We start from the raw sequence: 26,465 nt of genomic DNA, 5'->3' as shown, positions 1-26,465 counted from the left end.
GAGTATATTAAACAACAATTATTTTAGTGAAAATATCAAAGGAGAAATTACGATGAAGAGTTGGAAAACGTTGAATTCGAGTTATGTATATAAAACTCCATACGGAAATCTGCGAAAAGATAGTTGTGAGCTACCGGATGGACAAAAAATAGAAAGCTATTATGTAAATGAATATGCTGATTGGGTAAATGCCGTTGTTCTAACAAAGGATAAACAGATTGTCCTCGTCAAGCAGTATAGGTATGCAGCTCAAGACTACTTTTTAGAAATACCTGCTGGTAAACCAGAGGGGAATGAAGCATATGAGACAGCTATTTTAAGAGAAGTTAGGGAAGAGACTGGCTTTATAACAGAAAGAAATCCAATATTACTTGGTGAGTTTTATGTGAACCCAGCAACACAAACGAATAAAGTAATTACCTTTTTACTATTGGATGCGTATAAAGCTTTTGAACAAGAATTAGATCCAACAGAGTTTATTGACATTCATTTGGTGGATTTTAATGATTTGGAACCGATGATTGCTAAAGGCGAAATCAATCAACTATTTACTGTGAGTGCTTACTATATGTCTAAATCGTTCTTAGATAATTGATCTCAACGGAGGGAGTGATGAAATAGTGATTAAAGGAATCATATTTGATTTTGATGGTTTAATAGTAGATACAGAGACAGTATGGTACGAATCGTTTAAAGAAACACTATTTGAAAAGCATGCGGTTTCATTAGATTTAGCAGGTTACTCCAATTGTATTGGAACAGGCAATGAAATCTTATATCAATACTTTCGTGAAATAGCAGGAAACTCAGTAGATTGTGAGCAAATAGAGGAAGAAGCATTCAATAAATATAAGGATAAAATGAAAGAACCTTTACTTAGAGAAGGAGTTAAAGCATATTTAGATGAAGCAAAAGAATACAACTTAGTAATTGGTTTAGCTTCAAGTTCATCTAGAGATTGGGTTCATTCATATCTAGAACAGCTACGAATTATTGATTATTTTGAAGTAATAAATACAAAAGAGGATGTGACTAGGGTTAAACCAGATCCTGAACTCTATATGAAGACATTAAGAGACTGCAATTTATTACCAACAGAAGTGATAGTGTTCGAGGATTCGTTAAACGGATTAAACGCAGCAAAACAAGCAGGTATTAGGTGTGTGATAGTGCCTAATGATGTTACTAGAAATTTAGTATTCAAAGATCATGATTATGAACTTCATTCTATGAGTCATGAATCGTTGTGTGATGTTATCAAAAAAACAGTTAGTACCTAAATGGAGCGTTTGCTTCTTACTATACAAAAAGCATATCCATTCAATGGTGTTCAAATCGAAAAAGGTCGAACTACCGCTAACTGGACCACGGTTAGAAAATAATCAAACTTTTTTATAAAAACTTTATATTAAAATTACAAGAAAGAATCCATTTTGTTAAATCTTTTTTCAAAATGGATTCTTCTTATTGACCCTAAAATACGGGTTTGTTAGGGGGTTATTGAACAAACATTATTTCAAATCAGCAAAGAGCTCTTTGCTTGTTGCTTGTTTAGACAGGGTTAAGCGAAGGTTAGGAGTACTTAGAAAAAACTTTAAAGCGAATTATGGAATCTGCTTTTGCCATAGGTAAGCATGAACTCCCTCATTAGCTGCTAAAAAAGATCCTACAATCTGTGTACGGTCATTAATACCCAAAGCATCAATGAAAGTTTCTGTACCGAGTTCGTTCATCACACCGTTTTGCCATAAGAAAGCACGAACTTCCCCATTTCCATTAGCTATTTCCGAAAATCCCACAACCTGTCTACGGTTATTAATATCAAAAGCAACACTGAAGGTTCCTCCGAGCGTACCGAGATCGATCATCACACCATTTTGCCATAGGAAAGCATGATCTTCCCCATTAGTCGTTAAAGAAGATCCCACAACCTGTTCACGTTCATTTATACTAGTAGCTCCACTAGTGCTACCACCGAGGGTACCGAGATCGGTCATCACACCGTTTTGCCATAGGAAAGCATGCGTTTCCCCATTAGCCGTTTCCGAAAAACCTACAATCTGTCCACGTTCATTTATACTAGTAGCTCCACTAGCGCTACCACCGAGCGTACCGAGATCGGTCATCACACCGTTTTGCCATAGGAAAGCACGATCTTCCCCATTAGCCGTTTCCGAAACTCCCACAATCTGTCCATGGTTATTAATACCAAGAGCTGCACTAAAGCTACCACCAAACGTACCGAGATCGGTCATCACACCGTTTTCCCATAGGAAAGCATGAGTTTCCTCAAAATTAGCCGTTACCGAATATCCCACAATCTGTCCATGTTCATTTATACTAATAGCAAAACTATAGATAAAGCTACCACCAAGCGTACCAAGATCGGTCATCACACCGTTTTCCCATAGGAAAGCATGCAGTTCCGAATCATTATCCGTCCTAGACGCTCCTACAATCTGTCCACGTTCATTTATATCATTAGCAAAACTGTTGGTTCCCCCAAGCGTACCCAAATCAATCAAATCAAATACGGTCTTATTCCCATATACATCATCCTTTCAAATGATAAGTACATTAAAGTATATGAAAGATTTAATATATTTGATTGTGCTAAACTCTCTTATAATATAAAAATCAGCTTTCTATAGTAGTTTACTAATCTATAGCTTTGAACGTAGAGATTATATTCACGATGAAAGTAGATAAAAAGCTTATTATTTGTTCCTAATATATTTAAGAAAAAACGCTTTAGCCTCTGAAAGATCATTTACGTTTATACTCACATGAAACATCATTAAGCCCAACTATTCTGTCTATCTGTTCTCCATCCAATTCCCATTCCGCTTGCACTTCAAGTCCTAAATAAAGGGCACGGAAATCTTTAGTGAGATACAGCAGTATGAAGAAAGTTATAAGTTATGTTATGTTCGTGGTCCAGAGGGAATTATTTTAGAGTTGGCCGAGAAAATCAGATAAATATTGAAATTGACTCCTCTTAACCATTTTCATTCTCTGTGGTGCATCAATATTTTGTGCTGCATGGATGGCTAACGGGGCAGTTTAGTTGAACAAGATGGAGTTTAGATAAGTAAATCGAATTAGTATATATAAAGGGAGATATTAAATTGGAGGGAATAGAAAATGGATGTAAAGACACTTTTGTTACAACAATGGGCAAGCTGCTTAGATGAAGAAGACTGGTTTCCTCCACTTGAAAAAGTGCTAGAGGATATTACTTTTGAACAGGCAATTTGGAAACCAGTTGAGGGGGCAATGAATTCCATTTCGGAATTAGTTTGTCATTTACTTTTCTATAAAAAGAGACTTCTGATGCGATTTCTTGGTGAAGCAGCGAATGAACCCCAGGCAGAAGATAATGAATCTACATTTCGATTACCAACTGAGACGTTTCAAAATTGGAAGGAAACAAAACAAGAATACTTTTATGTTCATCGTGAACTTGAAAAAATACTAGCAAAATCAGAACATGAAGATTTGTATAGACAGATCCCTGGAGAAAGATCATTAGTGCTTGAACTGAAGAGTTTAGCATTGCACGACGCATATCATATTGGGGAAATTGTATTCCTAAGTAAAATGCAAGGAGCTTGGGCAGGGAAACGCAGCTTTTAAAAAAGCTTCATTAGCTTTACAGTTATTCCATTATAGGGGGCTTTAATGGAATAAGAACGGGAACGTCCAAATCGGACGTTCCCATATTTTATACATGAAAAACAACAATACTACTTAACAAAGCCTTTGATTATGAACACATAATGGCATCTGAAGAAAATTCAATTCAAATAGAGGTTGCTGGAATTACTTGGGCTTTTAGTATGGTTTATTTGATAATAGGAATCTTTAAATTTTCAAACTCTGGAAAAGTAATTGAACTAAATCAGCAGGTTAAAGCAAAATGCTGCAAATGTATGCAAGGATGCTATAAAAATTGCCAAAGCCTTTAAAAACAAAAAAAAGGTAGGTTGTACATCATACTTTTGCCTAATTAGAATAAAATGGTAGTAAAAAGATATTGGAGGGGTTTTATGAAGCTAGTAGGGCAACAAATTTATCTTCGACTTTACAAAACGTCTGACGCCAGCGAGGTAGCTAACTTACATACTAGAAATCGCGAATTTTTTCAACGAGTTAGCCCATTACTCCCAGAAGCCTTTTATACAGAAGAACATCAAAAAATACGCATTGAACAGGCATTAAAAAAGACAGATGAAGGGCAATTATATGCCTTTGGAATCTTTTTAAAAGCAACTGATAAACTTATCGGAGACATTTCATTAACTCAAATTGCTAGGGGAGACCTCCAAAGCTGTTATACGGGATTTACTTTAGATAAGGAGTATAATGGAAAGGGCTATACAACAGAAGCTCTTCAACTTGTTGTAGACTTTGCTTTTAGAGAATTAAAATTACATAGAATTGAAGCAGGAGCTATGCCTGACAACATAGCATCTATTCGGGTATTAGAAAAAGTAGGGTTTAAAAAAGAAGGTATAGCTAAAGAAAATCTAAAGATCAATGGCAAATGGACAGATCATCAAATATTAGGTATCATCAACAGCTTGGATGTGTAAGCTCATTTCACTTCCGATAATATTATGTAAACAAACACAGTCTCGTGAGAGAATTTGGTAATTATCTAAGGAGTTGCTTGGCAACTCTCTTTTTTTTGAAGATTGTTAAATATATCACTTAAACTACCATGGAAGAACGTAATTTTCTTACATATTCTGTGGTGAAGCAGGGCTTCATGGATGGCACGGGGTAGTTTAGTTTAACAAGCTTTGTTCGTATGATATTATTAAATTCAGCATTTAATAATATGTTTTGGATAGTGATTGAAGCAAATATTGTACAGAAATGAGTTTGATAAAGGATTTATGGAGACAAAAGTTGTGATTTTATACGGTGATGTATTACCTCCATTTAAACATATTAGGAAAATCCTAATTAAGTACGGTAAATACTATTTAAGAGATATGAACATGGAAGACTTTCAAGAAGATAATTATTATGATGTACGGATAGAGGAACGACATACGGGTATTACATATAGAGACCAGCTTTTCGGTGCTCCTGTGGTCCCAGTGAAGAAAGAATATCTATCAAAGTTCTTAGACATATTCAAAGCTTTAAACGGAAATGTGTGCTTATGCAACGTAAACCACGAACATCCTATTGTTTGGGTTCAAGGGGTAGCATATGAAGGTTATTGTTTTTATTTAGATAATGGCGAAGAAAAGGTGCTTTTCTTGGAAGAGTACAGTGACAATGAGGAACAATATTTTGACGTGAAAGAACTAAATTGGTATAAGCGAATACCGCATGACAAACGATGGATTCAGATAGATGTAAATGAAAATACGGAGAAAGTATTTTTACAATGGTTGAAGGATCTCATTCCCTCAGAAGTATACCAAAAAGGTTAGAATATGTGTATCTTAAAGAACTACCATGGAAGAACATAATTTTCTTCCATATTCTGTGGTGAAGCAGGGCTTCATGAATGGCTAACGGGTGCTTTAGTTCAAAAAGGATAGTAAAATATTACATCAAAAAAAACGCTCAGATTCCTGAGCGTTTTTTTTGATATTGAAGTATATACTGATTAGTATGAAATTTACTTTGTTATTAACATTTTTCTCCCCAGCAACCAAACCCGTTAATTCAATGGACATGCTTTTTGTTTTAGCAAAAATCTTAGCAAATCTAGTATTTATTAGACTGTTCATGCTGAAGTAGCCATTCGTTTCTCCACAAACCACCAGCAAACCCTGTAAGCTTTCCACCTACACTGATATTTCGATGACAGGGACTAACGATACTTAATTAGTTTCGTCTGTGAACATAATAGAATAGATAGCTTCTTCCGTACTAAAAATCTCTATTATTCCAATGGGTGATTGATAATCTAATTTATACATATAGTGTCCTCCAAAGGTAAAAGGTAGTATGTCATTCGGATTAAAAAGGATTTCAACATATGAAAGAAGAATATAATTAGATGTAGATAAAAGAACGAAGGAATAAAATCGAAAAAAAGGTGGGGGAATTATTGACAACCGTAGGATTCATAAGGCACGGAATTACAGAGTGGAATGAACTTAAACGGGCACAAGGAATTTCTGATATCCCTTTAAATTAAACAGGTAAAAAACAAGCGTTAGCATTGGCAAATAGACTCTCAGTAGAGGGAAAGTGGGACGTTATAATAACGAGTGATTTATTGCGTGCCAAAGAAACAGCACAAATAATTTCTGATCAATTATATTTGCCTATTTCCGGTTACGACAAGAGAATTCGTGAAATTAACTGTGGAGAAATCGAAGGAACAACCGAAGAAGAAAGGCTACAAAAGTGGGGATGCACTTGGCGAAAATTGGAACTAGGTATGGAGAAGTTTACAGACGTATCTAAAAGAGGGTCTGATTTTTTAGAAGAAGCAGTAATTACGTATAAAGATAAGCGAGTATTGGTAGTGAGCCATGGTGCGTTAATTGGTCTTACGTTAAGACGTCTACTACCAGAGAAATTTACTAGTACACTCATCGATAATACATCTGTAACAATTATAGAAAACATTGAAAACCAGTGGGACTGTACTTTGTATAATTGCACAAAGCATTTAGAGGGATTTATCCAATAATATACTCATTACCATATGGAGGATTTTGTGAATATTAAAATGGTCTATTTTACTTTAATACTTTTTACCACATTTTGGGTTATCGGTTGTTCAAACATACAAGATGATATGAAAACGACAGATACGGATAATTATAATCATATAAGGGAAGTAGCGTGGGAGTTCATTAGAGAGAAAGGCTGGGATGACACAGCTAGAGAAGATTGGCAAAGTGCAGTAGTAAAGCAGAAAATTGCAGATAGTAGCTATGAAATGTTAGATCCAACTTTTGTGGGAAAAGAGGCCTTATCTGTTTCTTTTAAAGACAGAGGTAAAGTTGTCATAGGCACGCCATCCATACTTGTTGATCCTGCTACTAATGAAGTAATTGGCTATATGCCCGGGGAATAGAAAAAGTGTTTGCTTCTTCCATGTGTATAAGAAAGGTAGTGAAAAAAATGGGAAATGAAAGATATCCAATAGGGGAATTTCATTGTTCTACATGTATTTCAAACGAGGATATACAAGGGTGGATTAATGAAATAAGAACTTTACCAATAAGATTAAAAGAAGTGGTCCATGGCTTAGATGATCAAGCTTTAGAATATACTTATCGTGAAGATAGTTGGACAATTCGCCAACTTGTTCATCATATTGCAGATAGTCATATGAATGCCTATATAAGATTTAAATTAGCTTTAACAGAAGATAATCCAACGATTAAACCTTATGCAGAAGAGAAATGGGCAAGTTTACTTGATTCAAAACTGCCAATTTCAATCTCCTTGAAACTTATTGAAGCGTTACATGAGCGTTGGACGTATTTACTCGAAACTTTAACAGATGAACAATTAAAAAGAAGTTTTAACCATCCAGACTCCGGCATTACCTCTGTAGAAAAGAATATTGGTATTTATGCTTGGCATGGTAATCACCATTTAGCTCATATCAATAATGCTATAAATCGTTCTGTTAGCAAGTATTGAATAATCCTTTTCAAAATAGATTCTTTATACTGGCTATAACATGTTTTCATATACACTTCATTTTTTAACGCTGGCCTATTCATTTAGCATCAGCGTTTTTTTTATTTCCATATCCTCTACACGTATGAAACTGACGATCTCTTCCACCATTTTTACTTCTCCTCTAAACTCAAGCTCTGCTAAAAGTGAAAATTACTCTGCAGTTCATTGGCTAGTGTATATAGTTTAATTAATTTTAAAATTTCTGAATTTTTCGTTGACTTATTCTTTTTGAAATATTAATCTATAAACATATTACAAGTTAAATGATAACCGTTAATTAATTGTTATACGAAATATGTTTGAATACTAAATAGGAAATATAGATAAAGTAAACAGAGGAGGAATGATGTTTGTATAATCCATTAATGGAAACGATGAAGCGCGAAGATATGGAGAGTCTACAACTTGAACGTCTACAAGATACCGTTCTAAATGTTTATGAGCATGTTGAATTCTATCGTAATAAATTCATGGAACTAGGAATTACTCCGGACGATATACAAAGTTTAGATGATCTATCGAAATTACCATTCACGAAAAAACAAGACTTACGCGATCAGTATCCATTTGGTTTATTCGCAGTACCGCAAGAAGAAATTGTTCGAATTCATGCATCATCCGGTACGAGCGGCAAACCGACCGTTGTTGGATATACAGCAAACGATATAGAAATGTGGGCTGAAGTTGTAGCACGTTCGATTGTGGCTGCAGGTGGCAAAAAATCGGATATTTTTCATAACGCGTATGGCTACGGTTTGTTTACAGGGGGAATTGGCCTTCATTATGGTGCGGAAGTGCTTGGCGCTGCAGTTGTTCCAATGTCAGGAGGAAATACAGAAAGACAGATTACATTGATGGAAGACTTTAAACCAAGAGGAATATGTGGAACGCCTTCTTACATGTTGAACATAGCAGAGAAAATGAAGGAAATAGGAATTGATCCAAGGCAATCGTCCATGGAGTATGGAATTTTTGGAGCGGAGCCTTGGTCCGAAGAAATGCGGACAAAGCTTGAGAAAACGTTCAATTTAAAAGCAATCGATATTTATGGATTGAGCGAAATCATTGGACCAGGTGTTTCCATTGAATGTCACGAAGCACAAAATGGCTTACACGTGCATGAAGATCATTTCTTTATTGAAGTAATTAATCCTGAAACACTTGAACCGGTTGCTGAAGGGGTAGAAGGTGAACTAGTTTTTACGAGTTTAACAAAGAAGGCGCTTCCAATTATTCGGTATCGCACGGGTGATATCTCATCCATCACACGAGAGAAGTGTAAATGCGGCAGAACCTCAACGAGAATGTCGAGAGTAAAAGGTCGCACAGATGACATGCTGATTATTCGTGGTGTGAATGTATTCCCATCGGAAGTTGAACGAGTTCTACTACAGGCTGGAGAAGACAAGTTGGTACCTCATTATCAAATTCATTTATTAAGAAAAGATGCAATGGATATGGCAGAGCTACATGTCGAAATTAACAGTATGTTATACGAAACGATTGCAGGAGATTTGAATGATTCGCAGATAATTCAACTGAAAATAAAAATTCAAAGTTTGTTGAAAACGACTTGTTTAGTATCGATGGATGTCGTTATCAATAGTCCTAAAACGATTCCACGATCAGAAGGAAAAGCGATTCGGGTTGTAGATTTCAGAGATAAAAGTGCAATTGGCGTATAAGTCCATTCACAAGGAGGAATTAAATTTGTCTCAAAGCGAGGAAATTTTTGACGTAACTATTATTGGTGGAGGACCGGTCGGCATATTCACAGCATTTTATGCTGGCCTTCGAAATATGTCTTGCAAAATTATTGAAAGCCTTCCTCAGCTGGGAGGACAATTGTCCGCATTATATCCGGAAAAGTATATTTACGATGTTGCGGGATTTCCAAAAATAACAGCGCAACAACTCGTTGAGAGATTAATGGAACAAATGGGCCAATTTGAACAAACAGTTTGTTTGAATGAAGCGGTGGTAGAGATAGAAAAACAGCCAGACAGTTCTTTTAAACTAACGACGAACAAAGAGACACATTTTACTAAAACAATTATTATTACTGCGGGAAATGGCGCATTTCAACCAAAGAAGCTGGACCTAGCAGATTCTTCAAGATTCGAAAAAAGCAACTTGCATTACTTTATCAATGATTTACAACAGTTTGCAGGGAAAAAAGTACAGCTATTCGGTGGAGGAGATTCTGCAGTAGACTGGGCTCTTATGCTGGAACAAATTGCAGAAAAAGTAACGCTAGTGCATCGCCGCGATAAATTCCGAGCACATGAACATACAGTGGAAAAGTTGATGAATTCTTCTGTCACTGTTTTGACTCCATTTGTTCCATCAGAATTTATCGGAGAAGAAAAAATTACACAAGTCGTGCTTAAAGAAGTGAAAGGCGATGAAACAAAGGTTATTGACGTTGACAATGTCATTGTAAATTATGGTTTCGTATCTTCTCTTGGTCCGATCAAAAATTGGGGATTTCATTTGGATAAAAACAGCATTATCGTCAATTCCAAAATGGAAACTAGTATTCCAGGCATATACGCTGCTGGTGATATATGCACATATGAAGGAAAAGTGAAGTTAATTGCGAGCGGATTCGGCGAAGCACCAACAGCGATTAGCAATGCAAAAGTGTATATTGACCCGACATCAAAAGTTCAGCCGTTACATAGCACAAGCGTTATGGATAAAACGGAGAAGCCTGGTGAAAAAGCTTGATAAATGGCTCTGTTAAATAAGGCTGTTGTTTTTAGAAGATTAAATTTTGTGACGAAAATCCGCGAGACTCCTGTGGAAAAACAGGCTGCCCAGAACCCGTAATGTTGCCCCGAGGAGGCTTGGCAGTTCGTCCGCGGGATGTGACTTGATTTTCGTTAACATAATCGTTTTACAGAGCCTAATAAAAATAAGAAAGGGTGTACTTTATGCCTGTATTTACAACAGTTGATCAGGAAACGTGTATTGCATGTGGAGCTTGTGGTGCAAGTGCACCTGACATCTTTGATTATGATGATGAAGGCCTTGCGTATGCAATACTTGATGGAAATAAAGGGACGGCGGAAGTGCCGGAAGATTTTCGGGATGATTTAGAAGATGCGTATGATGGATGCCCTACGGACTCTATAAAAATGGCAAACGAGCCAATTATAAAAGAAATGGCTTAAGGGGTATGTATAGTAGTTATCAGAATTAACTCGCTATTTATATAACGGTATCATTTTATGACGTTAATTAATTGTTATGTGCAGTGCTGGCAATGCATAAATTAAATATTGGGGGGTTAGATATGAATAATTTACACAATACGGCAGAAGATCTACAAATGGCTCATTTCATGCAGCGTATTGAAGCTGGTGACAAAATTGAAGCGGATGATTGGATGCCAGAAGAATACAGATTGACATTGATAAGATTAATTTCCATGCACGGGATAAGTGAAATAATGGGTGCATTACCGGAGAAAGAATGGGTGCCAAAAGCTCCTTCTCTTAATAGGAAACTTGGCATTATGGCAAAGGTGCAGGATGAAATGGGTCATGGTCAGTTGCTATTACGCGTTACGGAAGACTTACTTCAACCGTATGGGAAAAATCGCGGGGATTTAATGCAAGACCTATTCAATGGCGATTTGAAATTTCATAATGTTTTCCATATGGAAACGAGAACATGGGCGGATGCAGGAATCATAGGTTGGCTTGTGGATGGTGCAGCTATTATTACGCAATCAAATATGCTTGGTGCTTCATACGGTCCATACGCAAGAGCACTGCAGCGCATTTGTGCGGAAGAAGTATTCCATGCACAACATGGCGAATCGATCATCATGGCGCTAGCAGAAGGAACAGATGAGCAAAAAGCAATGATACAGGAATCACTTAATCGTTGGTGGGAAGCCCTACTCATGTTTTTTGGACCAGCGAGCAAAGAAACGACGGGTTCATCGAAACAAGACTTGACGATTAAATATAAAATTCGCACGAAAACAAACGAAGAATTTAGACAAATCTTTTTTGACAAATACATTCCGCGTATTTTATCACTCGGATTGACAATTCCGGACCCAACTCTCCACTTAGATGAAGAAAGTAAACAATGGTCATATAAACAACCTGATTGGAATGAATTTAAGAAAATCATTAAAAACGGGGGTCCACGTTCACTTGCTCGCTTAAATTTACGTCGATCTTCGTACGAAAATAACGCTTGGGTGCGTGATGCATTAGCTGCAACGGTCAACTAAAGGAAGGAGTAAGGATAATGGCTGAAAACAAAACATTTTATCAAGAATATGAAATTTTTAGTAAGCGAACGCCAAGCTCTGCATTCCAACACCAGTTCAGCTTATTAGCTCCAAATGAAGACATGGCATTAATTTTAGCGCAGGAAAATTTCATGCGTCGCGAACCGGTTGCTGATATTTGGATTGTGAATCGAAAGAATATTCGAAAGATGGATGTCGAAGAGAAAATGACACTTGGCAGACTGGACAACAAAGACTATCGAACGACAAAAGGATACGGTTACTTAAAGAAAAAATGGCGTCAATACGAGCAGCAAATTTTGGATGAAAAAGAGATTCTGTCATGGGGAGGAGAACGCAAATGAGCGAAAAAGATACGGTCATGAGTCCAGAGTATAAAGAAGCACTAACTAGCTTATTACTCCAACTGGCCGATGATGATTTTTTGTACGCCTACCGAGGATCTGAATGGCTCGGGCTAGCTCCTCATATTGAGGAAGACGTTGCTTCTTCTTCCATCAGCCAAGACAGTATGGGGCACGCAGCTATGTATTACAAACTCCTAGAAGATTTAGAGGTGGGAAGAGCAGATGACCTCGCACATTTGCGTCCGGCTAAAGACAGAAAAAATAGCATATTGACGGAGCGAGTAAACGGTGAAGGCTATTATATGGAGACACCCGAATATGATTGGGCTTATCAAGTTGTAAGAAGTTACTTTTACACACAAGCGAAAAAAGTAAAAATGGATTCGTTATGTGAAAGCTCGTATAGTCCTATTGCAGAAACGGCAGTAAAAGTAAGAATGGAACTTTATTATCATAGGTTGCACTGGGAAATATGGTTTAAACAATTATTAAGCTCTACGGATGTAGCGAAAAAGAAAATGCATGATGCAATCAAGCTCGTGATGACTGATTTTGGTGATGTATTCTCTTATGGCAAAGAAAAACAAATAATTGAGAATAGTAGATTAATAGAAAGTGAAGAAATATTGAAAGAAAAATGGAAAGCAAGTCTTAAGCCATTGTTTGTTGCTCTTCAAATGGAAGTACCGGAGATTCCAGATCAACCTACAAAAAACGGCAGAAACGGCGATCATACAAAAGACTTGGATGATGCATTACTCACACTTTCCGAAGTTTACAAGCTTGATCCAGTAGCAGGCTGGTAGTCCGAAACCGAAATGAGGGGACCTAAATGACTGCATCTATAGAAGTATCTACCGATCGTGTATGGGAAGTACTTAAACATGTAAATGACCCTGAAATTGATTCCATATGCATTATCGACCTTGGTATGGTTGGAGAAGTTACTACACAAGGAAATAACGTAAAAGTTGTTTTACTTCCTACTTTTTTAGGGTGTCCAGCTCTCGAAATTATCAAGTCGAATACGATCAATGCTGTAAAAGAACTACCGGAAGTAAAAGATGTCGAAGTCGAATTCGTCTTTCATCCACCTTGGACGTCTGACCGAATAACGGAACAAGGACATGTGAATCTACGGAAGTTTGGAATAGCACCTCCACCCCGTCATTTTGAAGGGGACGGCTCTTGGCATGTTGATTGTGCATATTGCGGATCTACCTTTGTATCAATGGAAAATATTTTTGGACCTACAGCGTGCAGAAGTATTTTGTACTGCAAGAGTTGTAAAAATGTCTTCGAAGCAATGAAACCTGTTTCAACATTAATGTAAAAGTGAGGAGAAGAGAAATGGCTAAATTAATCGCATTATACAAACATCCTGAAAATAAAGAGGCTTTTGATCACCATTATTTCAACGTGCATGCACCACTTACAGCAAAAATTCCGGGACTTCGTGAAATGAAAGTGACCAAAGTGACTGGATCTCCGATGGGTGGAGAGGGAAAATACTATCTCACGTGTGAGATGCATTATGACAATTTGGAAGCATTGCAAGAAGGCTTACGTTCACCTGAAGGGAGAGCTTCTGGCAAGGATCTAATGGGATTTGCAGGTGATCTTGTGACATTAATGATCGGTGAGGAAGCATAATGAACAGTTTCGACTTCATTGAAACTTCCCTAACTGGAAATGTAGCAGTTATTGAACTGAATCGTCCTCGCCAGTTAAATTCATTGAATCGAAAAATGGTCAGTGAAATCGTCGTTGCGATGGAAGGATTTGACCGAGATGAAAACGTCCGAGTGATTGTACTTGCCGGTAAAGGACGTGCATTTTCAGCAGGCGCTGATATTGATGAAATGATGAATGATCATCCAATTAGCTTAGAAGTGCTGAATCAATTTGCTGATTGGGACCGTTTTGCACTCATGAAAAAACCGATAATCGGTGCAATAAATGGGTTTGTTTTTGGAGGGGGCTTTGAGCTTGCACTAAGCTGTGATTTATTAATCGCTGCAAGCGGTACGGAGTTTTCATTTCCAGAAGTAGGTCTTGGCGTCATGCCAGGTGCAGGAGGAACACAACGGCTGACGAAACTTGTTGGTAGGACGAAAGCTCTCGAATGGCTTTGGACAGGTGAGCGAATTTCTGCGGAAACGGCTCTTAAACACGGAATCATTAACAAAATCGTTGCACCTGAATTAGTAATGGAGGAAACGATGAAATTTGCAGTGCGTCTTGCAAAACAGCCGCCTCTATCGTTGCGCCTCATTAAGGATTCGGTAAACAAAGCAGTAGATTATCCTTTATATGAAGGAATGCAATATGAACGGAAAAACTTCTACCTACTTTTCGCTTCACAAGATCAGAAAGAAGGCATGAATGCATTTGTTGAAAAAAGGAAACCGAATTATCAAGGAAAGTAAGGAGGTAATTACATGTTTGAAACGATTCGATATCACGTCAAAGATGGTATTGCTTGGCTGTATTTAAATAGACCTGATAAATTAAATGCATTTATCGCACAAATGAACCGGGAAGTGAAAGAGGCAATTAAAGCAGCTACTTTTGATGACCAAGTTCGTTGTATTGTCATTACAGGTGAAGGCAGGGCATTTTGTTCTGGACAGGATTTAGCAGAAGTCGATGAAAATATGGATCTAGGTCAAGTATTAAGAGATCACTATGGACCGATGATTAAGCAAATTAGACTATGTGAAAAGCCCATTGTAGCAGCGGTAAATGGGGTAGCTGCTGGAGCAGGATTCAGTTTAGCGCTTGCTTGTGACTTCCGACTTGTTTCGGAACGTGCCAGTTTTTTGAATGCTTTCATTCATGTCGGCCTCATTCCGGATTCAGGTAATCTTTATTATTTGACTCAGTTAGTTGGTCAGTCTAAAGCTGTGGAGCTATCTATTCTTGGAGAAAAAGTTCCGGCTACAGATGCAGTGGCAATGGGTCTAGCGAACCGACTCATTTCATTGGATACATGGGAACAAGATGTTACCGCTTTTGCAGAACGTCTTGCTACTTTGCCAACAAAAGCTATTGGGTTAACCAAACGCTCGTTGAAGGCAATTACAGATCTTTCTTTTGAAGATTACCTGGAACATGAAGCACAAGGTCAGCGAATTGCAAGTTTAACAAATGATCACCGCGAGGGTGTCCTTGCATTTATAGAAAAAAGAAAACCTGTTTTTTCAGGACAATAGGGAGAGTAGAGCACATGACAATAATTGGAGAAAATGAAATCGAGCAAGAAGCGATGAAACGTGACTTTTACCATTTAATTATTAATGGAGAAAAAGTAAAAAGCAGTACAGGGGAAACAATTAAAACATACAATCCAGCAACAGGTGAACTTGTAGCAGAAGTGGCTAAAGCGTCAAAAGAAGATGCTGAAAATGCTGTTTCCGCAGCTCGATATGCATTTGATAACGGTAAATGGAAATTGTATCCGGTTGGTCGCCGTGCACAGGTCTTGAACAAAATTGCTGCAATCATGCGCGCTCGTTTTAAAGAACTTGTTGAATTGGAAATTCTCGATACAGGTAAATCTCTTCATGCAGCACAAGGTCAAGTTTCACAAGCAATTGAAGACTTTGAGTTTTATGCTGGAGCAATTGTTGGCCATAGAGGAACAGTAAACAATGTCCCAGGTCAATTTCACAACTATACAGAGAAAGAGCCAGTAGGGGTTTGCGCGCAAATCATTCCGTGGAACTACCCACTCATGATGGCTGCTTGGAAAGTGGCACCTGCTATTGCGGTTGGTTGTTCGGTCATTGTGAAACCGGCATCACTTACTCCCTTAACTGCTATTATTCTAGGGGAAATTTGCTTGGAAGCAGGTGTTCCTGCTGGCGTGGTAAATGTTATTCCTGGTTCAGGTGCTGAAATAGGAAATTTATTAGTGGAGCATCCGCTAGTTGATAAAGTAGCTTTTACTGGTTCTACTCCAATCGGGAAAGACATCATGGGCAAAGCATCTCAAACGTTAAAGCGTGTCACGCTGGAGCTAGGCGGAAAATCTCCTAGTATTGTATTTGAAGATGCAGATATTGACGCAGCAGTAGATGGTTCTTTGTTTGGTATTTTCTATAACTCAGGTCAATCATGTGAAGCTCGGTCTCGATTATACATTCATGAAGACATTTATGATGAATTCATGAGCAAGTTTGTAGAAAAAACGAAAAAACTACAGCTAGGAAATCCATTCGATAAAGGAACACATGTCGGTGCAATTATCGACCAAGGTCAACTAGATACAATCGATGGGTATGTCGAATCTGCTCGCAAAGAAGGAGCAGAAATTCTTGTTGGTGGTAATGTTGCGAAACCAGAAGGATACGAAAATGGTTTCTGGTATGAGCCTACTATTATTGCAAATGTTCATCACGATATGACAGTTGTGAAAGAAGAAATTTTTGGCCCAGTTGTCGTTGTGATGAAATTTAAAGATGAAAAAGAAGCAATCCGAGTTGCGAACGATACAGAGTTCGGATTAGGTTCCGCTGTTTGGTCAAAAGACGGAGCACGTGCTACACGCGTTGCAAATCAGATCCAAGCAGGAATTGTCATGGTCAACTGTCCATTTTCTGCATTTCCAGGAACACCGTTTGGTGGGTATAAGCAATCCGGATTCGGACGAGAGCTATGCATCGAAACACTTGACCTCTATTCCGAAACGAAAAGTATTTTATCATACTATGGCAGTCGCCCGATAAATCCGTTCGGACTGTAAAAATAAAGCGGGATTACGGACAGGGATCTTAAAAACCCTGTCCGTCTTCATTCATTACCAAAGGAGGAGTAGAACGATGATAAACCGAATTGTTATCGTAGGTTCAGGTGTAATGGGAAGAGGGATTGCTTATGTAGGGGCAGTTGGGGGATATGTAGTGACAGTTGTCGACAATAATTATTCTGCATTACAGAATGCGAAGGAAGAAATTGATCAAATTTTCGAAAAGAGTCTTGTCCGTGGGAAGATTTCATCTGATCAAGCTGAACAAGCACGTAGGAATTTAAGTTATGAAAGCGACCTTGCAAAAGCTGCAGGTATAGCTGACTTAATTATTGAGGCAGTACCTGAAAAGACTGCGATTAAAAAGATGGTGTTTGAAACGATGGAAGAGCATGCGCCTTCTCATTGTTATTTTGCAACCAATACATCAACGATGAGCCCAACAGAAATTGCTTCGTTCGCAAAACGTCCAGAAAAAACAATTGCGATGCACTTTTTTAATCCTGTACATAAAATGCCGCTTGTCGAAATTGTTCGGGGATTAGAAACGAGCAATGAAACGGCAGAAACGATTAGAGAAGTTGCTATCAAGATGGGAAAAGAAACGGTTGTCATTAATGAATTTCCAGGATTCGTCACGAGCCGAATTAGCGCACTTGTTGGCAACGAAGCTTTCTACATGCTCCAAGAAGGTTTAGGCACACCAGAAGAAATTGATAAAGCGATAAAGCTAGGATTAAATTACCCAATGGGTCCGTTTGAACTGGTAGATCTCGTCGGACTTGATACACGTTTAAATAACTTGAACTATTTACACGAAAAGCTTGGAGAGAAGTATCGCCCGGCACCTCTACTTGAGCAATATGTTAAAGCGGGGCGCCTTGGACGAAAGAGCGGTAAAGGGATATATGACTATACAAAAGAGGAAGAGCTGGTGACAGAATGAGAGAAGTGGTCATTGTAGATGCTGTCCGTACACCTATTGGGAGATACAATGGTGCATTAAAAGACGTGCGCCCGGATGATTTGGGAGCTATCGTTATTAAAGCACTCGTTGATCGAAATCCAAACCTTCCCAGAGAGAAAATAGAAGAAGTTGTATTTGGAAATGCAAATCAAGCGGGGGAAGATAATCGTAACGTTGCGCGAATGTCCGGCTTGTTAGCGGGTCTACCTGTTGAAGTGAGCGGTACGACTATTAATCGTCTTTGTGGTTCGGGTTTGGACGCTATTATGTATGCTGCTAGAGCAATTGCAGTGGGCGAGGGGGATATTTACATCGCAGGTGGCACAGAAAGCATGACGCGAGCTCCGTTTGTCATGGCAAAGCCAGATAAAGAATTTCCACGAGGTAATATGGAACTGCAGGATACAACAATCGGCTGGCGCTTTACAAATAAAAAGCTGAAAGAAATGTACGGTGTTGATACGATGCCGCAAACAGCCGAAAACGTTGCACAGCGGTATCGTATACCACGCGAAGATCAGGATTTATTTGCATTTGAAAGCCAGCAACGTGCAAAAAAAGCAATGGAAGAAAATCGTTTTGCGGAAGAAATTGTTCCGGTTGTTTATAAGGACCATAGAGGCAATGAAAAGATTGTAGATCGAGATGAACATCCGCGTCCAGATACAACACTTGAGAAACTGGGAAAGCTACAACCTTTATTTGCAAGTGGGACCGTAACAGCTGGCAATGCTTCGGGCGTAAATGATGGTGCAGCTGCTTTACTTCTAATGAGTGCTGAAAAAGCGAAGGAACTGAATTTAAAGCCATTAGCGAAATATGTTATCGGGGCAACTGCGGGACTAGAACCGGCTGTTATGGGTCTAGGTCCTATTTTTGCTTCACAAAAAGCATTAAAACGTGCAGGACTGACTTCAAATGATCTTGGACTCGTTGAATTAAATGAAGCTTTTGCATCACAATCATTGGAATGCATTCGTCAGTTAGATCTTGACCCTGATCTCGTAAACGTCAATGGTGGAGCAATAGCGCTTGGACATCCTTTAGGTGCAAGTGGTGCCCGAATCGTCACGACCCTTTTATATGAAATGAAGAAAAGAAACGTTCAATTTGGCTTGGCAACCATGTGTATCGGGGTAGGTCAGGGAATTGCAGCAATTTTTGAAAATATATCAGAATAGGTAGTTGAATAAGGCTGTCTTTTGATTGGGGCAGCGAGGCGATTTTGAGCAGGTTCCAACATAATTGTTTAATAGAGTTTGATTAAAAAGGAGATGTTATAGTGAAGACGATTTTACTAAATAAAGAAGACGGCATTGCTTACGTGACTATTAATCGTGAAGAAGCATTGAACTGTTTTAACTACGAAACATTGCATCAGCTTCAAGAAGTGGTAGATGCGATTTCACTTGATCCGGAATTGAAAGTGGTTATTTTTACAGGTGCAGGTGATAAATCATTTAGTGCAGGAGCTGATTTGAAAGAAAGGAAAACATTGAATGAAACAGAAGTTCGGAGGAATGTGAAAGCGATTAGAGATGTGTTCAACAGTATTGCAAATCTTCCACAGCCGACGATTGCTGCAGTGAATGGCTATGCATTTGGTGGAGGCTTTGAATTAATGATTGCGTGTGATTTTTCCATTGCAGCGGAAGGGGTCAAAATGGGCCTTACAGAAACGAGCTGGGCTATCATCCCAGGAGCGGGAGGAACGCAACGACTTCCTAGACTAGTTGGAGAAATGAAAGCAAAAGAGCTTATTTTTACTGCAAGGAAATTCACAGCGGAAGAAGGAGTTCAACTTGGGGTTGTGTTGAAAGTCGTGCAAAAAGAAAATCTTCTTGCGGCATGTGAACAATTGGCCAATGAAATGATGGCAAATGGTCCAGTGGCGATTAAACAAGCAAAATATGCAATCACCCAAGGAATGAATACGGACTTGCAGACGGGTCTCGCAATCGAATCCAAGGCATATGAATTAACAATCCCAACCGTGGATCGAGTAGAAGCGCTTCAAGCATTCGGTGAGAAAAGAAAACCGATCTTCTTAGGAAAATAAGAAGTCAAAGTTAATTCCTATAACAAATTAATGAAAGAAGGGTAGAAACGTGTTATATTGATAATTAGGGGAAAAAAGAAAGAGTGAGTTTATATGTCGAATACACAATCTATGATATTTACCATATACGGTGATTACATCCGCCATTACGGCAACAAAATATGGATTGGTAGTTTGATCCGATTATTGAAGGAATTTGGCCACCACGAACAATCGGTTCGAGTAGCCATTTCAAGGATGATGAAACAAGGTTGGCTCGAATCCGAGAAGAAAGGTAATAAGAGCTATTACTTTCTGACGACACGTGGAGAAGCTCGGATGGAAGAAGCTGCAATTCGGATATTTAAATTGAAGCCGAACGATTGGGATGGGAAATGGCGGATGCTTATGTATACGATTCCGGAAGAAAAAAGGCATGTTCGGGATGAACTACGGAAAGAGCTATTATGGAGCGGATTCGGCAGTTCTTCAAATGGGTGCTGGATTTCACCGAACAATCTTGAAAAAGAAGTAGAATTTCTTATAAAAAAATATGACATTCAAACTTACGTTGATTTCTTCGTATCCGAGTATAAAGGACCGCAGACAAACAGAGCACTTGTCGAAAAAAGTTGGCCGCTTCAAGAGATAGAAGGGAAATATAAAGAATTTATTTCGAATTATAGCCATCAATATATTATCCATCAAAGCTTGATAAACGATGGTCAAATGACAGATGCAGAGTGTTTTGTGGAAAGGACAAACCTCGTGCATGAATACCGCAAGTTTCTTTTTATGGATCCTGGGCTGCCGAAAGAACTGCTACCAGAAATATGGAGTGGGAACCATGCTGCTCTTTTATTCGAGCAGTACTATAAATTGCTCGCACCATCTGCAAGCTGTTTTTTCGAGGACGTATTCCAAGAAGATAATGATATGCGTAGAAAAGACAAAGGGTATGATGCTGGTGATCATCCACTTCTTAAAGACTAAAGCGAAGATTCTTCATATAAGCAACTTGTTCCGTTGAGTGGTATTAACCTGAAAATAATATCGTTATCAAATTAAATTAACCTAATAAATTTAAGTACAAATTAGCATTGCGTATAGCAGTGCTTTTTATTTTTAGTAAAATAATATTATATAAAAGAAAATTAATTAATAATATTGTGATAATTTAATAAGAAAAGTGATGAATATATTAATTTTGTTGCTGAAAGTTAATAGTTTATTGACAGTATACTAGAAGTTTTTTATAGTTAAATACTGAGCAGAATACTATTTTGTAAAAACTATTTACTTGAAGCTAATCTTCTGTATAATTCCTATCCACATCCATGCTTATGGGAATGAATTGCTTAGAAAGCAAGCAAGAGAAACAACGAGATAAATCTAAGTGATTTTTATATTGGAGATGAAAGAATGGCAGATTTAAATGGCCCGACCTCAAGGTATAGACCTGAAATTGAAGGTTTAAGAACTGTTGCAACACTTTTAGTAGCAATTTATCATATTTGGTTAGGAAAAGTATCTGGTGGAGTGGATGTCTTTTTCATAATATCCGGTTTCTTAATTACTACTTCTTTATTAACTAAAATGGAGAAGTTAGGCAGAATAAATCTTATAGAGTACTTCTTAGGGTTGGCTAGAAGGTTATTACCACTTGCCTTTACTGTCATTTTGGTTACATCTTTATTATCTATTCTGTTTATACCTCAAGTGCAGTGGAAGCAAATCATTTCTGAAATTTTTTCTTCTACCTTTTACTTCGAGAATTGGCAGTTGTCAATTAACTCAATTGATTACCTAGCTAAACATAATGAAGCTAGTCCCTTTCAGCATTTCTGGTCTAATTCTATACAAGGACAATTTTATGTTATATGGCCCTTCATAATTTTATTAGCATGTTACATTGCCCGAAAGTTTCTAAAATTGAATGTCCGGAAGACTCTATTGGCTGTCTTAGTCACCATTTTTACTGTTTCTATTAGCTATTCTGTATACATAACATCCGTCAATCAGCCCTGGGCGTATTTCGACACATTTGCTCGAGTTTGGGAGTTCAGCTTAGGCGGAATTTTGGCATTATTGATCCCTTATTTATCATTTAAAAAGTCCGTAAGTTTTGTCATTGGATGGGTAGGATTAGCGATTATATGCTTTACTGGTATTATTTTACCTGTATCTACTGTTTTTCCAGGGTATGCAGCGTTATTGCCAACTACCGGCGTGATGTTAGTGTTGCTTGCTGCTGAGAATAGTAGCCGATTTGGAGTAGACAAGTTGTTAAGTTTAAAACCATTTATATTTTTCGGTAGTTTTTCTTACGGGTTTTATTTGTGGCACTGGCCACTACTGATTTTGTATTATGCTTACATGGGGACTGACAGCGTATCTCTTCAAGGTGGCATTACTATTCTACTCATGACATTTGTTTTATCTTTTCTCTCTACTAAAATCATCGAAACACCAGTACGGAAAATTAATATTAAACAATCGAAAATCAAACTTACTACTGTTTTGTTAAGTTTCCTGCTTCCTGTGCTTATTGTTAGTATTTCTTGGGGAGTGTATATGGGTGAGACGAAAGATAGTCCAAATGAAGGGTATAATATAGCGAAATATCCAGGAGCACGTTCTATTTCTGATAAAATTGTACCTCCCACAGGTATAGAGCCAATCCCTTCGACTGCTCATGTGAAAGAGGACCTACCAGCATTCTATGGATATCCAGGTTGTGTCACTGAGAAAAGTACTGTAGTAACATGTTCTTTCGGAGAAACAGAGGATCCAGATTACACGATCGCGTTAGCTGGCGGTTCTCACTCAGGTCATTGGTTTCCAGCTCTAGAAGAAATGTCCAAAGAACTTAAAATAAAGATAGATGTATACAATCATGATGGTTGCCGTTTTACGGATGATGATTTTAACGGTGTAATGACAGAGGCTTGCATGGAGTGGAATGAAAATTTAATAGACATATTAATATTGAATCCTCCTGATTTAGTATTTACAACAGCAAATGTCAATTCAGGTGATACCATACCGGTTGGATACCTAAGTCAGTGGAAGAAGCTTGAAGGAATTACTGAAATATTGGCAGTTCGTGATAATCCAAGGATGTTAGTGGACATCCCTATGTGCTTGGACCAAGAAGAAAATCTTGATAATTGTTCCATGCCTAGAAATGAAGCCCTATCGGAAACTCCACCATGGGAGAACACGGATGGAATACCAAGTAATGTGACTTTTGTTGATTTATCGGAGTATTTCTGTGACGATGATACATGCTACCCTGTTATTGGAAATGTTATTGTATATCGTGACAACAACCATATTACAACCGCTTATTCCAAAACGCTGGCACCTGCTCTTAAAATACATGTCAAGGAAGCTTTAGAACACTGAAAAAAGCTATTGGTGTGACTATAGCTTGATTCACTGTGAGTTGAAGTGTATTGGGATCCAATTTGAGTTTAGTTTATATAAGATTTTTGCTAAGAATTATATTTTTATCCAGTAAGCTCATTAATATATAAATTATTTTAGAACCCAATTCCATTGAGGAATTTGGGTTCTTTTTCTGAATTTTATCAAAGAAAATAGAGCGGGTTACCCATTGTTATATTTTTTCATTGTTTTGAAAAATCTCACGATAATCGTATCCTTTTTGAACATACGTTTCAATGGATAACTGGATAAGTTCCAGATCCTTGTCAGTTAGTTCCCTTACTACTTTACCCGGTGAACCGACAACTAGTGAACGGGAGGGAATTTTCTTACCAGGTGGAATTAACGTGTTAGCACCGATAATACACTCTTCTCCGATTTCAGCATGATCTAGAATGGTAGAGCCCATTCCAATAATGGAGCGTTTCCCAACTTTACAACCATGTAGGATCACATTATGACCAACTGTAACTTCGTCTTCTACTACGACTGGAGCGTCCTCAAATAAATGAATGGTCGAATTGTCTTGAATACTACATCTTTTTCCAATCGTAATCGATCCTTCATCTCCACGCAGAACTGCATTAAACCAAATGGTGGATTCTTCTCCAACTAGGACTTCCCCGATAATTTTAGCCCCGGGAGCAACAAATACTGACGGTTCCAGCTCGGGTGCTTTCCCTTTATAAGTAATAATCATTAATTTTACCTCCGTTTTTAGACTTTTCCTAATTGTCATTCTACTTAAAATAGTATAACATATTTTAGTAGGGGTGGATAAAAAATGATATATGTTTGTGAAAAGCTACAAATAAAATATCCAATTATTCAAGGTGGTATGGGTAATATTAGCAATGCAAAGCTCACTGCGGCTGTATCAGAAGCTGGGGGTCTTGGCACAATAGGGTGCGGAACAATGACGCCAAATGAAGTAGAGAAGATAATACTTGAAACAAAAGAACTAACTGATAAACATTTTGCGATTAACATTGCAATTAGCGTCTCACCTTATGCGAGTGAACTGATTGATCTTGTTATTAAGCATAACGTTCCTATTGTTTCGTTATCAGCAGGTAATCCGGCGCCATATATTCCTAAACTGCACGAACATGGTGTCACAGTTATAGCGCTTGTCGCATCCGTAAAGCATGCTCAGAAAGCGGAAGCAGCTGGAGCGGATATTCTAGTGGCAGAAGGATTTGAGGCAGCTGGCATTAATTCAACTTTGGAGCTGACGACATTCACACTAATACCACAAATTGTGAAACATGTAAAAGTCCCGGTAATTGCAGCTGGGGGAATTGGTGACGGCAGAGGGTTGGCAGCTGCACTAATGTTAGGCGCATGTGGTGTACAGATTGGTACTCGTTTAATTGCGACTAATGAAGCTCCATTCCATGACACATACAAACAGAATCTTGTCAGAGCAAGTGATACAGATACATTACTTATAGGACGTAGCTTAGGGAGATTGAGGCGTATATTAAAGACACCCTATGCTTGGAGGCTAACTGATTTAGAGAAATCGGGAATGACAATTGAACAATACAATGAGATGACTTCAGAAAAACAACATGTTAAAGGTGCGATCGAAGGCGATATGGAAAATGGCTTTATCAATAGTGGGCAAATTTCAGGATTGATTGAAGACATACCGACTGTAAAAGAATTACTTGATAGTATGATGGAAGTAGCGGAAGATCAATTGAACAATTCTGTGATGGAATTTAGAAAAATACAAAACAACTAATTTCTCTCTAAAAGGCTCCGTTAAATTACGAGGGCACTGAAAAACTCTATTACAGAATTTTTTATGATAAATATTCGATGTGACGATACTGTGTACTATAGGATTTAGCACGGCGGCGTGAGACTCCTGTGGGAAAGCGAGACAGCCGAGACCCCGCACGAAGCGAAAGAGGAAGGAAGGCTAAGGGCGCCTCGTCCTGAGGCAACGCTTTCATGACCAACATCGTGTTTGCCCGAGGAGGCTCGGCGCTCGCCCACGGAAAGCGAACAGAGCCGTGCTAAATCCAATTAGCGGATATTTATTAGGGATTTTATTAGAATACCAATTTTTCACTGCCCTCTAAATTACGCTGTGGTTTTTTATAGAATATATTTTGTGACGAAAATCCGAAGACTCCTGCGGAAAAACTGGCTGTCAAGACCTCGCAACGTTTAACAGAGCCCTCTAAAAAAACGCCGACCTAATTCTAGGTGCGGCGCTCGTTTTAGATAGATTAATTTCGCTCTTTAAATGCTTCAAGTGTAATTAGTTTGTGTTTACGTGCATATTCTTCGATTTCCGAACTATCTGCGTGGTCTTTCAAAAGTTTAATGAGCGTAGAGTGTTCTTCGATTGATTGTGGTGTACGCTTGGGATAGAAAGTGAAACCTGCTTGTCTAACAATATCTAACCGATTCCATGTTTCTTGAATATTTTTTTTTAATAAACTGTTCGGACAATAAGAATAAATTTGGAAGTGAAATTCTCTATTTAAGGCTCCCAATTTATCCAGTTCATAGTTTTCAAGCATCTCTTTCATTTCGTTATTAATGTTTTCCAATGTCTTTATTCCATTTGATGTAATATGCGGAGCACTAAGTGCCGTTGCATGACCTTCTAATAAAGCTAAAACATGCATCGTTTCCATGTAAAGTTCGTTATTAATACCTCGAACAATTGCTCCGACATTTGGTTTAAATTCAATTAGTTGATCGGCCTCTAATTGATGGATGGCTTCTCTAACGGGTATATGACTTGAGCCGACCTCCTTTGCAATTTGATTAATTATTATCCTTTGGCCAGGGGAATAAGTACCGTCTACAATTCTTGTGCGAATCACTTTATAAGCATATTGGCGTTTATTCATATTATTTTTCATAGTAAGCAGATTGTATATCAATTAATATATGATTGCAATAATAGTTTTCTAAAATATCAGATTTCTATAAAAGGGTAT

At 38.1% G+C, this 26,465-nt stretch carries 27 protein-coding genes and 3 pseudogenes; 26 read left to right on the top strand and 4 right to left on the bottom strand.

Going from position 1 to position 26,465, the window contains the following annotated elements; genetic code table 11:
• Positions 1-52 precede the first annotated feature (52 nt).
• Together MHH81_RS10810 and MHH81_RS10805 are read left to right on the top strand one after the other, a co-directional pair.
• Complete coding sequence (locus MHH81_RS10810; RefSeq protein ID WP_340920980.1) at positions 53-595, top strand: NUDIX hydrolase; 543 nt, start codon at positions 53-55, stop codon at positions 593-595.
• 28 nt (positions 596-623) lie between these two features.
• Positions 624-1,280, top strand: a complete 657-nt coding sequence (locus MHH81_RS10805) for an HAD family hydrolase (RefSeq protein WP_340925223.1) — start codon at positions 624-626, stop codon at positions 1,278-1,280.
• Between the two features lie 324 nt (positions 1,281-1,604).
• Here the strand turns inward: MHH81_RS10805 and MHH81_RS10800 are convergent, their stop codons facing one another.
• Positions 1,605-2,525 carry a hypothetical protein gene (locus MHH81_RS10800; RefSeq protein ID WP_340920977.1) on the bottom strand — a complete coding sequence of 307 codons (921 nt, stop codon included), beginning with the start codon at positions 2,523-2,525 and terminating at the stop codon, positions 1,605-1,607.
• A gap of 343 nt (positions 2,526-2,868) precedes the next feature.
• Here MHH81_RS10800 and MHH81_RS10795 point away from each other — a divergent pair.
• The 4 genes and pseudogenes from MHH81_RS10795 to MHH81_RS10780 form a co-directional block, all read left to right on the top strand.
• Positions 2,869-2,979: pseudogene (locus MHH81_RS10795) on the top strand (VOC family protein); the annotation flags it as partial.
• 165 nt (positions 2,980-3,144) lie between these two features.
• On the top strand, positions 3,145-3,636 hold the full coding sequence (locus tag MHH81_RS10790; RefSeq protein ID WP_340920973.1) for a DinB family protein: 492 nt from the start codon (positions 3,145-3,147) through the stop codon (positions 3,634-3,636).
• 413 nt (positions 3,637-4,049) lie between these two features.
• Positions 4,050-4,595: a GNAT family N-acetyltransferase gene (locus tag MHH81_RS10785; RefSeq protein WP_340920971.1), complete on the top strand. Its 546-nt coding sequence runs from the start codon at positions 4,050-4,052 to the stop codon at positions 4,593-4,595.
• 264 nt (positions 4,596-4,859) lie between these two features.
• A complete protein-coding gene (locus MHH81_RS10780) occupies positions 4,860-5,450 on the top strand; it encodes a hypothetical protein (protein WP_340920967.1) in 591 nt (196 codons plus the stop codon).
• A gap of 280 nt (positions 5,451-5,730) precedes the next feature.
• On the opposite strand, the pseudogene MHH81_RS10775 reads toward MHH81_RS10780, so the two are convergent.
• A pseudogene (locus MHH81_RS10775) lies at positions 5,731-5,850 on the bottom strand (MGMT family protein); the annotation flags it as partial.
• Between the two features lie 214 nt (positions 5,851-6,064).
• On the opposite strand from MHH81_RS10775, the pseudogene MHH81_RS10770 reads away from it, so the two are divergent.
• From MHH81_RS10770 to MHH81_RS10680, 19 genes and pseudogenes are all read left to right on the top strand, one after another.
• A pseudogene (locus tag MHH81_RS10770) lies at positions 6,065-6,667 on the top strand (histidine phosphatase family protein).
• A 27-nt stretch (positions 6,668-6,694) separates the two neighbouring features.
• A complete protein-coding gene (locus tag MHH81_RS10765) occupies positions 6,695-7,057 on the top strand; it encodes a hypothetical protein (RefSeq protein ID WP_340920965.1) in 363 nt (120 codons plus the stop codon).
• A 47-nt stretch (positions 7,058-7,104) separates the two neighbouring features.
• A complete protein-coding gene (locus tag MHH81_RS10760; protein WP_340920963.1) occupies positions 7,105-7,632 on the top strand; it encodes a YfiT family bacillithiol transferase in 528 nt (175 codons plus the stop codon).
• 407 nt (positions 7,633-8,039) lie between these two features.
• A complete protein-coding gene (locus MHH81_RS10755; RefSeq protein WP_340925221.1) occupies positions 8,040-9,359 on the top strand; it encodes a phenylacetate--CoA ligase family protein in 1,320 nt (439 codons plus the stop codon).
• Positions 9,360-9,384: 25 nt separating this feature from the next.
• The gene (locus MHH81_RS10750; protein ID WP_340920961.1) at positions 9,385-10,404 is read left to right on the top strand and encodes an NAD(P)/FAD-dependent oxidoreductase; all 1,020 of its coding nucleotides are present in this window, start codon (positions 9,385-9,387) and stop codon (positions 10,402-10,404) included.
• Positions 10,405-10,610: 206 nt separating this feature from the next.
• The gene (locus MHH81_RS10745; protein ID WP_340920959.1) at positions 10,611-10,850 is read left to right on the top strand and encodes a ferredoxin; all 240 of its coding nucleotides are present in this window, start codon (positions 10,611-10,613) and stop codon (positions 10,848-10,850) included.
• 122 nt (positions 10,851-10,972) lie between these two features.
• Positions 10,973-11,926 (top strand): 1,2-phenylacetyl-CoA epoxidase subunit PaaA, encoded by a 954-nt coding sequence (gene paaA, locus MHH81_RS10740; protein ID WP_340920957.1) that lies wholly within the window; start codon positions 10,973-10,975, stop codon positions 11,924-11,926.
• A 17-nt stretch (positions 11,927-11,943) separates the two neighbouring features.
• Entirely contained in the window at positions 11,944-12,291 is a 348-nt protein-coding gene (gene paaB, locus MHH81_RS10735) for a 1,2-phenylacetyl-CoA epoxidase subunit PaaB (protein ID WP_340920955.1), read from the top strand.
• Positions 12,288-13,100, top strand: a complete 813-nt coding sequence (paaC, locus tag MHH81_RS10730) for a 1,2-phenylacetyl-CoA epoxidase subunit PaaC (RefSeq protein WP_340920952.1) — start codon at positions 12,288-12,290, stop codon at positions 13,098-13,100. The genes paaB and paaC overlap by 4 nt, the downstream gene beginning before the upstream one ends.
• 26 nt (positions 13,101-13,126) lie before the next feature.
• Positions 13,127-13,627 (top strand): 1,2-phenylacetyl-CoA epoxidase subunit PaaD, encoded by a 501-nt coding sequence (gene paaD / locus MHH81_RS10725; RefSeq protein ID WP_340920950.1) that lies wholly within the window; start codon positions 13,127-13,129, stop codon positions 13,625-13,627.
• Between the two features lie 17 nt (positions 13,628-13,644).
• Entirely contained in the window at positions 13,645-13,947 is a 303-nt protein-coding gene (locus tag MHH81_RS10720) for an EthD family reductase (protein WP_340920948.1), read from the top strand.
• Positions 13,947-14,723: an enoyl-CoA hydratase/isomerase family protein gene (locus MHH81_RS10715; protein ID WP_340920946.1), complete on the top strand. Its 777-nt coding sequence runs from the start codon at positions 13,947-13,949 to the stop codon at positions 14,721-14,723. The genes MHH81_RS10720 and MHH81_RS10715 overlap by 1 nt, the downstream gene beginning before the upstream one ends.
• A 12-nt stretch (positions 14,724-14,735) precedes the next feature.
• The gene (locus MHH81_RS10710; RefSeq protein WP_340920943.1) at positions 14,736-15,509 is read left to right on the top strand and encodes an enoyl-CoA hydratase-related protein; all 774 of its coding nucleotides are present in this window, start codon (positions 14,736-14,738) and stop codon (positions 15,507-15,509) included.
• Positions 15,510-15,523: 14 nt separating this feature from the next.
• Positions 15,524-17,041: an aldehyde dehydrogenase family protein gene (locus MHH81_RS10705; protein WP_340920941.1), complete on the top strand. Its 1,518-nt coding sequence runs from the start codon at positions 15,524-15,526 to the stop codon at positions 17,039-17,041.
• Positions 17,042-17,117: 76 nt separating this feature from the next.
• A complete protein-coding gene (locus MHH81_RS10700) occupies positions 17,118-17,990 on the top strand; it encodes a 3-hydroxyacyl-CoA dehydrogenase (protein ID WP_340920939.1) in 873 nt (290 codons plus the stop codon).
• Entirely contained in the window at positions 17,987-19,192 is a 1,206-nt protein-coding gene (locus MHH81_RS10695) for an acetyl-CoA C-acyltransferase (RefSeq protein ID WP_340920937.1), read from the top strand. Before MHH81_RS10700 ends, MHH81_RS10695 begins: the two co-directional genes overlap by 4 nt.
• A gap of 101 nt (positions 19,193-19,293) precedes the next feature.
• Positions 19,294-20,070, top strand: a complete 777-nt coding sequence (locus MHH81_RS10690; RefSeq protein WP_340920936.1) for an enoyl-CoA hydratase-related protein — start codon at positions 19,294-19,296, stop codon at positions 20,068-20,070.
• Positions 20,071-20,163: 93 nt separating this feature from the next.
• Positions 20,164-21,042 (top strand): phenylacetic acid degradation operon negative regulatory protein PaaX, encoded by an 879-nt coding sequence (paaX, locus tag MHH81_RS10685; protein ID WP_340920934.1) that lies wholly within the window; start codon positions 20,164-20,166, stop codon positions 21,040-21,042.
• A gap of 429 nt (positions 21,043-21,471) precedes the next feature.
• Entirely contained in the window at positions 21,472-23,457 is a 1,986-nt protein-coding gene (locus MHH81_RS10680) for an acyltransferase family protein (RefSeq protein WP_340920931.1), read from the top strand.
• Positions 23,458-23,671: 214 nt separating this feature from the next.
• On the opposite strand, the gene MHH81_RS10675 is transcribed toward MHH81_RS10680, so the two are convergent.
• Positions 23,672-24,199, bottom strand: coding sequence for a gamma carbonic anhydrase family protein (locus MHH81_RS10675; protein WP_340920928.1), 528 nt, complete (start codon positions 24,197-24,199; stop codon positions 23,672-23,674).
• Between the two features lie 84 nt (positions 24,200-24,283).
• Between MHH81_RS10675 and MHH81_RS10670 the strand changes: the two genes are divergently transcribed.
• Positions 24,284-25,249 (top strand): NAD(P)H-dependent flavin oxidoreductase, encoded by a 966-nt coding sequence (locus MHH81_RS10670; RefSeq protein ID WP_340920927.1) that lies wholly within the window; start codon positions 24,284-24,286, stop codon positions 25,247-25,249.
• 493 nt (positions 25,250-25,742) lie between these two features.
• On the opposite strand, the gene MHH81_RS10665 is transcribed toward MHH81_RS10670, so the two are convergent.
• Positions 25,743-26,375: a GntR family transcriptional regulator gene (locus MHH81_RS10665; RefSeq protein WP_340920923.1), complete on the bottom strand. Its 633-nt coding sequence runs from the start codon at positions 26,373-26,375 to the stop codon at positions 25,743-25,745.
• Positions 26,376-26,465: the final 90 nt, after the last annotated feature.

It is taken from the genome of Psychrobacillus sp. FSL H8-0484, from assembly GCF_038005325.1.
In the GTDB taxonomy this organism is placed as follows: Bacteria; Bacillota; Bacilli; order Bacillales_A; family Planococcaceae; genus Psychrobacillus.
This window is presented reverse-complemented; position numbering and strand designations above follow the sequence as displayed.